Genomic DNA, 15,727 nt, shown 5'->3' on the forward strand with positions numbered 1-15,727 from the left:
CACCAATCCGTGACCCGTCTGCTTTGCAGAAGAGGTACGGCGAACGTGGACGAGCACGCTCCAAGAGACCTCTGATCGTCTGCGCTGCCAGTGGTGATAGGGGCACTCGCCTAGGACGCCCTGCCTTGGTGGTCGACAGGTGGATCTCACGGCGTTGTAGGTCGACGCTCGTGATCGTAAGGCTCAGAAGCTCCTCCTTACGAAGCCCAGTTTCTACAGCTATCACCAAAATTGGTTTTAGATCGGCAGAGGCGAAGCGGTGCAGGCGGTCGAAATCCTCTCTTGTCAAGAAGCGCGTACGCGGTCGGCTCTCTTTCAACGCTTTCGTATCAAGTGCTGTGACCGGCGATGTGTCCGCCCACCCCCATTGCTTCGCTGCCGTAAAGATTGAACCTACGAACGCGAGATCACGCTTAATGGTAGCGTCTGTGACGGAAGTTCGCTTTCTGGTTGATATGAATCCTGCCAAATTCCGCTTGTCAATTTCATCCAGATGAAGGTGACCGATCAATCTGGAGACCACACGGCTGGTGTACCGATATGTCTCGATCGTACCCGCTCGTAGCGACGTTTCTTCGAAGAAGCGGTCCATCGCTTCAGTGAGGAGATACCGGGGGCGTACATCACCTCGCTGGGCCTGAGCGTGCTCCTCCATCAAACGGTGCAAACATGCCTGAGCTTCGGCCTTTTTCGTGGTTTTAGCGCTTCGGCGAATATGAGCACCATTCATACGGAAGCGTACCCACCACACGTCCCCCCGCCGGTATATTCCAGCCATTCCACCTACCACGCAGTGATTCTTGAAAAGGCGATTTTCGATGTGGCAGCAGGAGAGTCAAAGGGCCCAATGATTGGGCTTTATGATAGATGCCCCAAAGTGCGTCCTGACCATGCGTCTATCAAATGCATCGAAAGCTAAAATAACTTTTCCGATTTTGTTGCGGACCATATTTTTGGTGGCAGGATCAAGCTCCGTTAACAGCTTCTGAGCCGCCCTTGGACCCTGCTCTATCGTCCGTCTTCGCCCCTCGCCCGGTCCACCCCTACTCGGGATGGGCTCTCGACATCGCCATGTCCCTCGACGACGTCGTACCTTCGTTCGTCGCCCGCTCTTACCGCTGGGGGGCCGTCAGGCGTCAGGCTGCCTACTACGTCATGGCTCAGATCCATGGCGGCGTTCCCATCGACGAAGTGGCGCTTCGATTTGCGCGTCTCGGGCCTTTCACCTGCGACCGGCCCTACACGCGCGTCGGCACCATGCTCGACACCCTGCGTGCCAGGGACATCATGGCAGCAATGATCGCCGAGGTGCCCGCCGGGCTGCTCGGAACCATGGATCGGTTGGGTTTGGAGCCGATGAGCGATCCTGCGTGCTATGGGACGCTGATCGGTCTCTACCGGTCGCAGACGCCAGCGGATCGCAGCCGTGCGCGCGTGCTCGGCCAGATCGCTGGCAAGCTCAAAGGCGGCCAAATCGACGCCGTCAGCATCCTCGATCCGGTGCTGCTACATCCTCACGTGCTCGCCAGGACTACAAGCGGCACCGAAGCCCGCAAGCTCAATCTTGCGCTGTCCTACGTCCGCTCTCGGTGTTCGACGGCAACCGACGTCGCACTGCGCCAATCGATCGAGCGCATTCCCACTGATCTTACCATGAAGAAATGGCTCGGTCGGTGGGCGGCACGTTTTGACCAGCTTCCTGACAGCGCCCCCGATCTGAGTGCCGATCCCACGCTGAAGCTGATCAGCACCGGGGCGGCGCTCGTAGATGCCGGTCGACGCTACAAAAACTGCCTTGCGAGCAAGGTTGGCGAGGTCGTCACCGGCCGCTACGCCTTCGTCGAGTACCGCCCCTCCGACCCGGATGCGACTGGGGTCTTGGCTGAGTTGCGCTACACCTCGCGCGGCTACGTGCTGGACGGGCTGTATGCCCATAGCAATGGGATAGTTCGCAAGGACGTTGCCACAACGCTGCGGATCAAACTCGCCCGGTGCGGGGTTGCCATTCGCGCACATGCTCCGGGACAGGTGGATAAGCTCGCCGCTGCCGCCTCCTACTTGGGTGTTTGGGGCTGGCGGCATCCCGATATCGAAACGTGGGACGAGATTGAGGAAGAGGTCGACCCGTAGCCTCTAAATCCTTGAGGGTCGTGCGCAGCCCTCGCGTCTTTCAAGCATCCCTGCCGAAGCCGGTTTCCCGAACTTGCTGGCGGTCACGCGTGACGGAACCGGATGCCTCGTCTACGGGCCTCCCATTGGGATCATCGCGTAATCATCTGAATGTGCGCGGCTACTACTTGGCTGGTTAGCAGGGTACATCCTGCACTCAGTTACCGCCGCGATCCTGTTCAACTGGGAATCGTGCGAGGCTATTCGCACCGCAGGCCGCATCAGGGACCGCAAGTGGTGTCTGAGTGTAGTCGTGGACAGATCGTAAAGCGCAGACGCTCCCACGCACCAAAAGGCGTTTGGATTGAGAGTACAGGATTGCTCAAGTCGGACGGGGTTGTTCCGGGCAAGCACGCGACGCACAGTGATTGTCGACCCCGACGCGAACCCGAGACGCGATCATGCAACTGGTAAGCAATCAGTCCCAATGCGATGCGGCCTTCCGGCATTGGGCCGACACATTGACTAACAATGCCAAGCGAGTCGATGAGGGTTGGCATATCGAGGGAAGTGGAGTTTATTTCACCAATTACGGACATGGGCAGCCAGGGGAAATCACAAACCAAATCATGCTGGGATACGACCCGGATACCGGTTCGTCCGCAGTGAAGATTGTGACGCCCAAGGGCCTCAGAGGGGACAAGGGACCCACCACGGTGCTTGCCGTCGACGACGACGGACGATCGCACCTCCTCCGGGAAGGCCGCCTGCAACCCAACAAAATATCGGGCTTCATCAAGGATCATTTCGAGGAACTGACTGGGTTGCGGCCGATCCGTCTGACTGTCGATGGGGTAGATTCCGAGAGACGCTATTACGTGGTCGCCAGTCTGAGTTCGGACCCAAAGACGATCCTCGCACAAACGTCTACTTTCGCGAACGCCTGCATGCAGGCCCGAAGCCATGCTGGCGGCGGCACGTCACCGGCTCCTGATCCAGTCAACGATCGGAAGAGACCGACCTACGGTGCAGACGAAAAAGGCTCGATCGTAATTTATGACATTACTGGTGGATCGAAAGAAGTCGTCAGACTGCAAGGCTATGTCTATGAAGAAATCAAAAAGATATTCGGCGCCGATCTCACAAAGCCAGGAGAAAGTGGATATTTCGTCGATGGCATGATCGAGCCAGCGAACTTGCTGATCGAGATTAAGACCGGCACCTCCGCGCAGTGCATCTATGAAGCTGTCGGCCAGCTTTTCCTCTATCCCAGACTAACGGGCATCAAAACCCGTCCGGCGCAAGCGCTCGTCATTCCCGAGAGCCCCATTCTCAATCCAAAGATGAGTGCAGCGATCACAAATTTGGGAATTCTGATATTTACCTACAGCGTTAAACCGGGCAAGAACAAGCCTGACATCGTCTTATCCAAAGCATTCGTCGAAAGATGTTTGCAAAATCACTCAGCCAGATGAGTGAAATATTCAAGACATTGATCTTTTAACGCGGCACATGATGCACTCGGCGTCTTAACCTTCGTCCCGCCCCAACCCCTGCACCAGCCGCCGCCCGGCGGGCGTGAGCACCCAGGCTGGCTCTTTCCGCTCGTAACCCTTCACGAAGCTCATCCGCTCTAGCAGCGGCATAACCGAGGTATAGACGGAGATCCGCAAGCCGCCCGCATGCGCTTCTTAACGGTAAGTATGCTACTGTCCTGCCAAGGCGTCGCGCGGATCGTTCCAGCGCAGGGCCGCAGCCGTCGGTCTTGATGCCGCTGGGCGCTACTCCAGCCGTTCATAAAGGGCTGTAATAACCTCCGCCCCTTCCGGGAAAGGCCTTACCAAAATCCGGACCGCGCAGCAGATCCGCCACGCGAGCATGAACAGCCGGCTCCGCTACGGGCATGACGGAAAGCCGTTTTCGACGAACCTGTCAGCAGAGATTGCCCTGTAGCGAACCGAAGACGGCAGGGGACGATATCTCTCACGTTCTTACCTGATGGAAGCGGTTCCGATACGGTGGGCTGCGGATCGACCTTACGTTCTGGATCTTGATTATGCCTATTTTACTTTTGATTTCATCAGCTTTGTCGTTAGCGATAAGCGGCGGCGGAACCCTTAAAACAAATTATACTCACCATGAATTCAATATTGCTTTTGCTTCCACGGCTGAGGAAATGGACGGGGCAACTTGTGACACCTTGAGTTTGGCATCAGATACATGCCTTGCCTATATTCTCGGAGCTACGGGAGATCCCGATGCATCCAGGGAGCGCAGTCGCAAGAAATCAGATCTCCTTAAGGACTGCACAATTTTACAGACCAAAAAACAGACGAGTCTGGGTGCAGCCATAGCACGAAACATCCTGTCTCTGAGTGAAACCGAACGGCCCAAATCAAAGAAGGATCTGGAGACAAGATGCATTGCAGACATCGCAGCACAGCCGCCTCCCCAGATGCCGCACATTTTAGTGCCACCCAGAGACATGTCTGATTCAAGCATTTCAGGCAGCAAAACAAGTCCGTCTTCCGTGCAACAGGAAAAGCCACAAGCGTTGTCGCCTGAGCATCAGAAACTCATGGCTGACTGGCAAAATCAGGTTGGCGCCGTCATCCGGTCTCGCATGTCGATGACCAATATCAGTGCTAGTGGAGTTGCAACAGTAAAATTCAAGGTCACACAGGACGGCACGATAACGTACTCCGAAATCGCAAAATCTTCGGGCCTCAAAGAGGTCGACGATAGAGCACTTCTAGTTGCGCCAGTTGGATCGAAGATGGTCGCATTGCCTCTTGAAGTCAGCCTGACATCAATGATCGTTTCAGTACCTATCCGTTTTACGATACCCAATACGGCAGGCACATCACAATCCCTAACAAGAACCGACAATCACCAAGGAAAGCAGAAGGCGATCGATCTCAAGTCAAAGATCTCTGACGACCCCGAAGCACAGACTGGCTGGGAAAAATTCGTAGAAACCAACAAGCATGTTATCGTAGACGAGTTCCCGAATGATGCATCAAGAACAATACCTGTTATTCTACTGGGAAAATGGGGCCTTTCTTGTTCGGCACCGATGATCGAGATCAAAAAGTTTTCAATCAAACTATACGCTGACAACAGCGACCATGAGGTTGAGAAGGTCGAGAGTTCAAACAACAAATTCAAGATATACCAAGAAAAGGGGTGGGTTGAATATGAACTATCAGATGACCTGCTGAAAGGGATCTCTGTCCTATCAAATGGCAGCGTCATTCGACTGAATAATCCCGCGATGAAACGCTGCTCGGCAGTAGCCGCTCCGGTCGGTCAAGATATGTCGAATAACAGATCGGCCTCCTCGGGCTCGACCCTCCCCCGACTTTCGAAAAAAGATCTATCTTCTGAAGAAAGCAGTACTCCACTTGAGTCGTCCGGGCTAGCTGGTATCTACTGCGCTCAAGGAAGAAACATTCTCTCTACGACCATCTCAGACTACCGGAGTTCCGGCATTCCTATTTCGACAGCACGGGATGCGTTCAACTTTCTGAGGTCTGACGATCGCAGAGCTTGGGATTTCATGACGGAGTCAGTAGGCATCGTATACAGTGATCCTACGTTCTTTCGGCAGCCAGAAAAGGTGAGGACCTGGGAAGCGACGTGTCTCAAATTTGTACGTGGCTTCTAGCAGAACGCTGATACGCATCACGGCGGTGGGGTCCACCTCGATGCGCAGAAACGCTTCAGCTTGGTGGACGGAATACGCCTTTGATCCTCCTACTCACCCTGCGCAACATGCTGATGACGCAGCGCGTCCCCTTCATCGTCGCCGAGCTTAGCGATGGCGTCGATCCGTTCGTGCCGCACTTCCACGTGGCGCAGTCCGAAAAAGAGAGGATGATCATCGCCTTCAGGGTCAAGAACGCCTTGTCACCCTCCGTCGGCAACAGGGCTTGCTGGAACGGCACCAACCTCAATGTCGCCTCGAAGCTTGGCGCGACTGCCAACTGGACGGCTTGTTGTCGCCCGAGACGCCAACATCCTCCCGATCATCGAGCAGATTCGTACTGCTGGGATCAACAGCTACAGATGGATCGCCACTAAGCTCTCGGAGCGTCGTGTGCTCATGCTACGATGTAATTCCCAGTGGACAGCCACCCAAATCAGCCGGATTATTCAGCGGCCGACATAAGATCCGTATACCATTCCAAGCCACAAGGATCAGGTCGTTTTATTATCTACGAGATGCTGCGATGTACAAAGCTGATTTCATTATTTCGCGGGCTTTATTTGTACTGTGGGGGATCGGCGCTGGTGGATCAATACTAGTCAATTATGGCAAGCACATAACAGATCCACGCATAGGCACTGACACTTTGCTATTATGGTCTTTTGAGACTTTGCTGTGGATTGGAGGAATGATACTTTTTGGATTTGGCGCAATGCTTACGAAACCGAATGAAATGACTGAGCATACCCGCAAGCTTGCACTAGTGGAAGGCGAAGCAAACAAATTCACGATGCGTAAAGACCAAGACAGTTCCCATGATTGGCCTCTGGATCACTCAGAACCCCGTTTTGGGGTACATGCATTTGGTGTAGTTGTTTCGGAAGAATTGTACGAGGGCATACGATATAAGCTACACAATGATGGAAACGTCATAGCGCGGGTTAACGGAAAGGTCATGACTTGGCGGTCTGAGGCTGATTTCAAGACTTGGGCCTCGAAAAACTCGGTTCCTGTCCTCACGTAAGTTTGCGGTCATCCTTGTGGCATGCGCTCATCTAGCGGGTAATTACCGGTTCCTCTGGATGTCGCTCTGGATCAACGATACAAAGTGGTAATTAGCTGCGGTTATAACCTTAGCTTGCCATTCTTCTCGAATGGAGGCCATGCCGAGAGCATGGAGGCGGCGCGGTCATCCAGTCATGCGCCGCCACGATGGGAGCCAAGGTGTCGACTTCGGGATGCGCCTTGCCACCGACGATCCAAAGTTCAGTTGAAATAATGCGCGGCTACGTGGTCACCACGGCCGATGCGATGAAGCAGAGCGCGGTGATGCGCGAGATTTCGTCGAGCATGCAGGTTTCAGCACTCGACGCCTTCAACGAGGTCGGAGAGACCCGACGGATTAAATAAGCCAGGGTGGTTGCCTTCCTGGCAGCGCAGGACCGCGATGACCGCGCGGCGAAGTAGATCTTGCACGAGATCGAGGATGCGCTAGCGGCCTTGCGGGCGCGCCGGGCGTCTCTCTGGGCAGTTGGCCCAACAGGAACCGGAGCGAGACCGTGACGACCCTGCCCGCCCGCATTCCGTCATCACCCATTGGCCCTTCGTGGGTAGTCGTTGAAACTGAAAACCTGATCGACGTTTCATCGCCAAGGCCGGTCACCAATGCGGGAGGGGAGCTTTGCTCGCCGGTGTTGGCGATCAGCTTCGCCATTGAACGAAGCGATATTAGCCAACTAGCCGACAGCGCAAATCATGCGGTTGGACGTTGCGCAACATAGGCGCTGTGTCCGCCATGTGCCCTTCCAACGGTTTTCCGAACGCGCCGCGATGCTACTGTGTCATCCCTGCCAGTATCTCGTTGTAGGCGACGGCGTTGTCGGGCTACGCCTCCCTCGAAGATGCGTCTGCCAAACTCCGTAGACAAGCGGTGAGCGAGAACGACGTCGGTCATCCCTTCTTCGAGTAGGAGCGAAAGGCGAGCACGCTCCTCAATCGTCCAGTGCTGTCGGCTAGCTGGCTTCAAGTCAGCGGGCTTCAAAGAACCAAGCACTACACTGAGACGATGAGGGACGACGGCACCCTGAAGGTCTAACTTTATCGACCGCAATGAAACTTTTTTCAGGTGAGCGAGCGCAGTTCTCCAGTGCCGCCGTCCCGCAATGTCCTCTGCGAATTTGCAGAAAGCTTCAGGCGTCATCGTTCGCTCGAAACATCCAAGCCGAGCACCTTCATCAGCCATGCGCGCTTCTACAACATGGTCTGTTTCAGGCAGACTTGCGGATTTATCCTGATCTGTGACGACAGTAGCACCATCATCATCAGCCAGCGCTGACAATTCATTCCTCAGCGAAGCAATTATATTCTCCTGCTCATCCTCTCTAGCCTTATAGCTTGCTTCTTTCGCATCATAAGATTCCTCAGCTTGGCGCAAGGCCTGGGCTACCGCAATACTGACTTCACGGGCGAAGTCTTCTTTCAACTGCTTTATAGTGGTCTTCATATTGACACTAAATGGGTCAGAGCCACCATCATGAGGCCCGACTTCTTCAGTGCTAGCGCCGAGGAAAAGGCTATGCTTGCAGATACCACGGTCGCGGAGATGGGAGAATAACTTCGCGCCAAATGCATTCCGTTCGTTGTCGGTCAGACTAGCGTCCAGCCACATCAGAAACAGATGCTGATACTTCTTATTGAGAATGCTCTTGATCATCGAAAAATCTTTAATTTACTAACAAAAAATTAATGCGCTGGTTCTAGCTTTGTCGCCCCGGTCCGTCAACTGGAAAAACTACGTGTTGGTTGAAATTATTCGACACTAGCCATGATGGCAATTTGACTAAGCAGCGCAACTCAGGGGCACATGACAGTACGATCTGTTTCAATGCTATGAATTTGCTCTAGATTTACCGTCGGGTGAGGCTCTGCTTTCCGAAACAACGTCGATCAACCATCAAGGATTAAGATTCCACTTGACAAAAATTTAGCGGTCCAACTTGTGCTGGCTCTGCATCTCGTTCACTGTCCCAAGATTAGGTATGCTTCTAGGTCGGCCCGGCTTCCGAAGCGTTCCTTCAGCCTGACGTTGATCTCGCAGGATCTCTCGTCGACGACGACCGCGCTGGCATTCCTTCAGCCGATTTTGCTCTCGCTGTTCGACCGATGATTTGTGGGGCGGAGACGCTTTGTAAGCATGATTGGACGTTGGCCGCGCAATATCCATAATCCCTGCGGCATCAATAGGAACAAGGACCACATCGCCGTAGCGTTGGGTAACAAGGCGATCGCGCAGACGCTCAGCTTGATGCTGATCGTAGACGTGAATGTCGTACACGCCGTTGTAGTTAGCTGCGCGGATGGCGCCACGTAGCGCAAACTGGAAGACGTCCTCGTCCTCGCGCGCAGACCGAATGTCATTGTCGTCGAGTCCAAGCACGTCCATAATCGGCTCATCGTTGGCTTGCGACTTATTTGAGTAAATCATTGCGCAGGAAGCATGTTGACGTAAGCTGTTGCTCCCTGCCTGCTTTGGTTTGCATTGTGCAGCATCAGGGATTCGGTGCCGGAAGTACGGAACGACAACGTCGTTGCAGGCCCAGTAGCCGCGAAAGCTGATGCTCTCCAAGTGCCGAGAAATCTGTACGAGACAGCGACTTCCGTCATCGGTCTGCCACCACGATGTCGATCCTGGGTGCCGCGTGTAATAGTGGGTATGGATACGCGGACTGTCGGTCCGGACGGATGTCGCGACCTCCTCCAGCGTTACGGTGATCCGCGTCGAGCCCTCCATAACCCGTTGGAGGATGGAGCCAACATAGCTTGCGCCGGTCAGCACGATGCTCTCGCAGCCCGCGAGGACGTCGAGTGACCAGATCGACCACCAGTTGACGCGGCGTCCAGTCAGCGAGGCATCCGCCCAGTCGTCGATGTCGACGATGACGGTCCGGGTGGACGTTGCGATCGCGCGGTGTAGACCTACGAGCTTCTGACCCACGTCCTCGGTTATGGCGGAAAGAGGCAGGTTGTCGATGTCTGGCCGCAGGCGAATCACAGATTGACCGGGAACTCCGGAAGGCTCCAAGGCGTAGCGCGCAGCCAGGGCCGGCCAACTGGTGCGGATAGAGACCTGTGAAGATAGGATCGCTCCATCTGGGATCTCGTCAATCCGAACATGCCAGCACGTCAGTGCTGCGCCTTCCAGGGCTATCAGGGCCTCGTGCGTAATCGCGATGACGACGTGTTCTTCCATGTCATAGGCTTCGAGCGCTTCCGCCACACGACGTCCCACCGGCTCGCGAGGGCCCTGGTCAGAATGGATGGGCTTGAGTTTCGGCGTCCTTCCATGTGATGTCGCGAGTGCCCGTAGCCTGACTACGTGCTCCTCGATCAAGTCCTTTCGGGGGGCTGCTAGGATGTAACGTCCAGGCTGAGCAGCCATCTCGTTGAGCATCATCGACGTCTTGCCGCTGCCAGGGCCACCAACGAGAACGCGGCAGTTCTGTGTATTACTTGTAGAATTGTTCATTTATAAAAACTCCGTCCAACGCATGTCTTAGAAATGAAGACTGGATGAAGTTATATTGCGGTTACGAGAGAAAGAGATCAAATACGAAAGGTCGCTATTCAAGAACCTTTCGTACGACACGAAGAGCGCTGGAGCGGGTCACCGCGAGAGCGATCGTGGGTCGTACGAACAGTGGCAGCCGAGATCCCGGCGAAGACGGGATCGCTGGTCTGCCCTGCCACCATGATCTCTGATGGATTGCAGCGATCAATCGATGACAGCACGACATCCCGCTTGATACCAAGATCCAACGGATCGCTGCCCTCGCGGGCTTCGATCCGCTGTCTCGCCGGGCGAACAAACGACTGGCCTACGAGCTTCGCTCCTAGCCCACCCCTTCGTTGCCCGTCCGCCTTGCGGGGTGATGTCTTGATACGAAGATGTCGCCTCCTTTACGCCGCTCCTCGTTGCAGGGAACAATGTTTCGACGAGGACCGGCAGGTCCGAACAGACATGCATCGGACCCGATTTCATGGGGAACCGGCAGTCCCAATCGAGCGAACTGGATACGGAGATGAACCCCAAGGCGGGGGTAAAGCAGTCAGAGAAGGGCACGCTGGTCGAGACACTGGCCGGCACGGTCGAACGCGTCACCTTCCACAACGCTGAGACTGGGTTCTGCGTCCTGAAGGTACAGGCGCGCGGCAAGCGCGACCTCATACCGGTGATTGGGCATGCTCCAGCGATCGGTGCTGGCGAGTGGATCACGGCAACCGGCATTTGGTTCTCAGACCGGCAACATGGGCTCCAGTTCAAAGCCGATACCCTCAAGGCGACCCCACCGACCGGGATCGAAGGCATCGAGAAGTACCTCGCCTCCGGCTACATGCGGGGTATCGGCCCAGCCATGGCGAAGCGGATCGTGGGGCTGTTCGGTGAAAACACCTTCGAGGTCATCGAAGCCGAGCCCGACCGCCTAAAGGAGGTCGGTGGTATCGGACCAAAGCGCGCTGAGCGTATCGTGAAGGGCTGGGCTGAACAGAAGGCAGTGCGGGAGATCATGATCTTCTTGCACGCGCACGGCGTCGGCACCGCACGAGCCGTGCGCATCTTCAAGACCTATGGGCAGGAGTCCATCAAGGTCATGACCGAGGACCCTTATCGTCTTGCCCGCGATATCCGTGGCATCGGTTTCCGGACGGCTGATGCTATCGCCATGAAGCTCGGGCTGGAGAAAGAAGCCCCGCAGCGGCTGCGGGCAGGCGTGTCGTTCGCACTTCAGACTGCGATGGATGAGGGGCACTGCGGGTTACCCACCGAGCGCCTTGCTGCACTGGCGCAGAAGCTGCTGGAGGTGGATGCCGACCTCATCCGCATAGCCATTGCCCTGGAGCTACGCGGCGAGGATGTGGTCGCCGACACGGTGGATGGCGAGACCTGCATCTTCCTCAAGGGGCTGCATTCCTCCGAGCGGATCATCGCCGAGCGCCTGATCGACCGAGCCTCCGGGTCGCCGCCCTGGCCTGAGATCGACCTCGACAAAGCTCGGCCCTGGGTGGAGGGAAAGACTGGCAAAACCCTCTCGCCCTCGCAGATCGAGGCCGTGCGGCTGATGCTCGCCTCCAAGCTCAGCGTGATCACCGGGGGCCCTGGCGTGGGCAAGACCAGCACGCTCGACTCGATGCTGCGCATCCTCAGGGCGAAGGGCGTTCAGGTGCTCCTCGCAGCCCCGACAGGGCGTGCTGCTAAGCGCATGACCGAGCAGACCAGTCTGGAGGCGAAGACCATCCACCGCCTGCTGGAGATCGATCCAAAGCACGGTGGCTTCTCGCGCAACGAGCACAACCCACTCGATTGCGATCTCCTCGTCATCGACGAGACCTCGATGGTGGACGTGCCGCTGATGAATGCCTTACTGAAGGCGGTGCCGGACCGTTCAGGGCTGCTGCTCGTTGGCGACGTTGATCAGCTACCCTCGGTCGGTCCAGGGCAGGTCCTGGCGGACGTGATTGCTTCTGGCCGTATACCGGTGGCGCGGCTGACGGAGGTCTTCCGGCAGGCGGCCGAGAGTCGGATCATCGTCAACGCCCACCGGATCAACTCCGGCCAGATGCCAGAGAGGCCCCGCCCCGGCGAGAAGGCGGACTTCTACCTCATCGAGATCGATGACCCGGACGTTGGCGTCGCCAAGCTGATCGAGGTGATCACCAACCGCATTCCACGCACCTTTGGCCTCGATCCCGTCCGTGACGTACAGGTGCTGACGCCGATGCTGCGGGGATCGTTGGGCTCGCGCAACCTGAACCATGAACTCCAGCGCGAGCTAAACCCGAACCCGCCTGCACAGGTCGAGCGCTTCGGCTGGCGCTTTGCGCCGGGAGACCGGGTTATGGAGACGCAGAACGACTACGACCGAGATGTGTTCAACGGAGACCTCGGCATGGTCACTGGCATTGACGAGGAAGAAGGGGCGGTGCTCGTCACCTTCGATGGGCGTGAGGTGATTTATCCCTTCGGCGAACTCGACACACTCGTGCCTGCCTTCGCCACAACGATCCACAAGAGCCAGGGTTCAGAGTACCCGGCCGTGGTGATCCCGATCGTGACGCAGCACTTCAACATGCTCGCCAGGAACCTGCTGTACACGGGCGTGACACGCGGCAAGCAGCTTGTCGTACTAATCGGACAGCGTAAGGCTATCGGCATGGCGGTTCGAAGTGGTCAGACGAAGCGGCGCTGGACGAAACTGCGGGAGTGGCTACAGGCGCTACCGAACTGACCGGTGCCACTGCGATGAACAAACTTATTCCGACGCAGGCCACAGACCCGAGCGGGCTCTAAGGGATCATGATTTAATAATTACCCTTTCGCGCCGTTGGAGTCATTCGGATATTTCCATCTATCGAAACAGGTAGTAGGTTACAGACATAACACGTGATTACGAAAGACAATGTTTAATTCACGCAAACCTAGCGCTAAATTTAATTACCGTAGGGCGATACAATACACGATCTACGAGTATGATCGGCGCAATCGATCCGAAGACAGGGGCGACTCGTTCGATAGGGAGTTGGAGCAGATCAAACGGCAGCTACGTGCCCGATTTGTCGCCGAAAATCCTGAAATGCCAGATGCAGAGATCGACACCAAAGTAACCATTGCTCTGAATGCTGGCCGAACTAGATGTAAGGAAACTTTAAAGCCAGCACGCGGTGTCCCCAAAGAGATTCAAGACCAGCGTAGGGCGGAAAGGCGGAAGAAGGTAAAAGCAAACAAACACAGTCGTCGGTGACGTCTGTTTCTTGCGGGACCCCATATTCTATGGGGCCCCGCTCTTAAGCAGATCGTGTTTGATAGAGAAAATACTCATCGCCTATTTCTAGGCATTTCAATTTGGCACTAAACAGCTTAACCATTAGCACAGATTTTCCTTGCTTATTTTCTCAGCTTTAACAGAGCCTTGCAATATTATCCCCGTTATCCACAAGGAAATTTATCGAGGTTGACCGGGATCCCTGCGGCTGTTTGTTCTCTTTCTGTTCTAACGGGAGGAAAGCGGCTGTGGGCCTTTATCGGGTTGACGATCTGGCAAGGGCCGGGGACGGTTTGGTCCGCATCCCGATCCAGGGGGCCGCGCTCTGCGCTGGCTTTCCGTCACCAGCCGATGACTTCCTTGAAGGATCGCTGGAGCTTCCCCGGTGGCTAGCGCCAAACCCACCAGCCACCTTCGCCTGGAACATCTCCGGCGACAGCATGCGCGGCGCCGGCATCTTCGATCGGGACTTGGCGGTGGCCGACCGCAGCCTCAAGCCCGGCAACGGAAGCGTCGTCGTGGCGATCGTGGACGGGACCATGAGCCTGAAGCGCCTCGTCATCGAGGGCAACGTCGCGCGCCTCGCCTTCGACAACCCCGACCTGCCGGCCTTTGCCGTCGAGGATCTGATCGAAGGCGAGATCTGGGGCGTGGTCCGCTTCTCCATCCGCTGGCACGTGGCCCGTGCTGGGCTGGTGCGATGAGCCGGGCCATCGCGCTGATCGACGGCAACAGCTTCTACTGCTCGTGCGAGCGAGTGTTCGATCCGAAGCTCGCCCGCGTGCCGGTCATCGTGCTGTCCAACAATGACGGCTGCGCCATCGCCCGCACGGCCGAGGCCAAAGCGCTCGGGATCAAGATGGGCGATCCCTGGTTCAAGATCCGGCAGCAGTGTCAGCGCGAGGGCGTGCGGGTCTTCTCCTCGAACTACACCCTCTACGGCGACATGAGCGCCCGCACGAACGCGGTCTACCGGGACTTCTCGCCGGCGGTGGAGATCTACTCCATCGACGAGAGCTTCCTCGATCTCTCGGACGTGCGCGACCGGGACCGGGTGACGCTCGCGCGGGACCTCCGCGCCACGGTGCGCGCCTGGACGGGCATCCCAACCTGCGTCGGCATCGGCCCGACGAAGACGTTGGCGAAACTTGCCAACCACATCGCCAAGACGATCCCGGACCTCGACGGGGTCTGCGACCTGACCGACCCGATCGCCTACGACCATTGGCTCTGCCGGATCTCGGCGGCCGAGGTTTGGGGCATCGGCCGAGCTTCCCTTGCCAAGTTGATCGGGCTTGGCGTTGATACCGTGGCGGATCTCCGCGACTTTGATCCACGCCCGGTACGCAAAGCCATGACAGTGGTAGGTGAGCGCATCATCTACGAGTTGCGTGGGCTGGCCTGCCTGCCGCTCGAACTCATGCCCGCCCAGCGCAAGGGCTGCGCGGTGACCCGCTCGTTCTCCCGCCGCATCACCGAGCGCGAGACCCTGGAGCAGGCGGTGGCTGCACACGCGACGCGTTTAGGCGAGAAGCTGCGCCGTGAAAGTCTCGGAACCACCCATGTGTCGGTGTTCTACCATACGAGCGAGCATGACCGAGGCGATCTGATGCGCTCGGTTTCGACGACGGTGACGCTGCCCGAAGCCACGAACGATACGTTGGCGCTCATCAAGGCGGCGCGGGCCGGTGTCGCCCGCACGTGGCGCGAGGCACCGGGTGACCGCCCCTGGCGCTACAGCAAGGCCGGCGTCGTCACCACCGACCTGAAGCTGCTTGAGGATGCACCACGGGCGCTGATCGGCCGGTTCGACCGTGAACGCAGTGCACCGCTGATGGCGGCCATGGACGCCTGCAACGCACGCTTTGGTCGTGGCACCGTCGTACCGGCTCGTGCGGGACTGACCGATAAGCGGACGTGGTCGACGAAGTTCGAGATGCGCAGTCCGCGCTACACTACACAGGTCAGTGAACTGCCAACAGCCCACGCGTGATATCACCACTGGCAGCGCAGACGATCAGAGGTCTCTTGGAGCGTGCTCGTCCACGTTCGCCGTACCTCTTCTGCAAAGCAGACGGGTCACGGATTGGTG

General features: G+C 57.0%; 12 protein-coding genes. 9 read left to right on the top strand and 3 right to left on the bottom strand.

Translation table 11 applies throughout. From position 1 onward, the window contains the following. Positions 1-592: site-specific integrase (locus ASF58_RS25270; protein ID WP_244477385.1), on the bottom strand; the 592-nt coding region annotated here is incomplete at its 3' end. A gap of 479 nt (positions 593-1,071) precedes the next feature. Between ASF58_RS25270 and ASF58_RS18050 the strand changes: the two genes are divergently transcribed. From ASF58_RS18050 to ASF58_RS27550, 6 genes are all read left to right on the top strand, one after another. Next, complete coding sequence (locus ASF58_RS18050; RefSeq protein WP_055955605.1) at positions 1,072-2,130, top strand: hypothetical protein; 1,059 nt, start codon at positions 1,072-1,074, stop codon at positions 2,128-2,130. Between the two features lie 440 nt (positions 2,131-2,570). Beyond that, entirely contained in the window at positions 2,571-3,584 is a 1,014-nt protein-coding gene (locus ASF58_RS26165; RefSeq protein WP_156375779.1) for a hypothetical protein, read from the top strand. A gap of 581 nt (positions 3,585-4,165) precedes the next feature. Next, a complete protein-coding gene (locus tag ASF58_RS25275) occupies positions 4,166-5,776 on the top strand; it encodes an energy transducer TonB (protein WP_082513161.1) in 1,611 nt (536 codons plus the stop codon). 80 nt (positions 5,777-5,856) lie between these two features. Continuing rightward, positions 5,857-6,192, top strand: a complete 336-nt coding sequence (locus ASF58_RS26170; RefSeq protein WP_156375780.1) for a hypothetical protein — start codon at positions 5,857-5,859, stop codon at positions 6,190-6,192. A 149-nt stretch (positions 6,193-6,341) separates the two neighbouring features. After that, positions 6,342-6,842: a hypothetical protein gene (locus ASF58_RS26175; RefSeq protein WP_156375781.1), complete on the top strand. Its 501-nt coding sequence runs from the start codon at positions 6,342-6,344 to the stop codon at positions 6,840-6,842. Between the two features lie 254 nt (positions 6,843-7,096). Continuing rightward, positions 7,097-7,228, top strand: coding sequence for a hypothetical protein (locus ASF58_RS27550; RefSeq protein ID WP_280137558.1), 132 nt, complete (start codon positions 7,097-7,099; stop codon positions 7,226-7,228). Positions 7,229-7,571: 343 nt separating this feature from the next. Here ASF58_RS27550 and ASF58_RS26180 read toward each other — a convergent pair whose 3' ends face one another. Both ASF58_RS26180 and ASF58_RS26185 read right to left on the bottom strand, forming a co-directional pair. After that, positions 7,572-8,531, bottom strand: a complete 960-nt coding sequence (locus tag ASF58_RS26180; protein WP_156375782.1) for a hypothetical protein — start codon at positions 8,529-8,531, stop codon at positions 7,572-7,574. A 270-nt stretch (positions 8,532-8,801) separates the two neighbouring features. After that, complete coding sequence (locus ASF58_RS26185) at positions 8,802-10,271, bottom strand: hypothetical protein (RefSeq protein ID WP_156375783.1); 1,470 nt, start codon at positions 10,269-10,271, stop codon at positions 8,802-8,804. Positions 10,272-10,896: 625 nt separating this feature from the next. Between ASF58_RS26185 and ASF58_RS18060 the strand changes: the two genes are divergently transcribed. The 3 genes from ASF58_RS18060 (at position 10,897) to ASF58_RS18070 (ending at position 15,628) form a co-directional block, all read left to right on the top strand. Beyond that, positions 10,897-13,101: an ATP-dependent RecD-like DNA helicase gene (locus tag ASF58_RS18060; protein ID WP_055955611.1), complete on the top strand. Its 2,205-nt coding sequence runs from the start codon at positions 10,897-10,899 to the stop codon at positions 13,099-13,101. A gap of 782 nt (positions 13,102-13,883) precedes the next feature. Further along, complete coding sequence (locus ASF58_RS18065; protein ID WP_055955614.1) at positions 13,884-14,339, top strand: S24 family peptidase; 456 nt, start codon at positions 13,884-13,886, stop codon at positions 14,337-14,339. After that, complete coding sequence (locus tag ASF58_RS18070) at positions 14,336-15,628, top strand: Y-family DNA polymerase (protein WP_055955616.1); 1,293 nt, start codon at positions 14,336-14,338, stop codon at positions 15,626-15,628. The genes ASF58_RS18065 and ASF58_RS18070 overlap by 4 nt, the downstream gene beginning before the upstream one ends. Positions 15,629-15,727 lie beyond the last annotated feature (99 nt).

This window comes from Methylobacterium sp. Leaf125 (assembly GCF_001423085.1).
Lineage (GTDB): Bacteria > Pseudomonadota > Alphaproteobacteria > Rhizobiales > Beijerinckiaceae > Methylobacterium.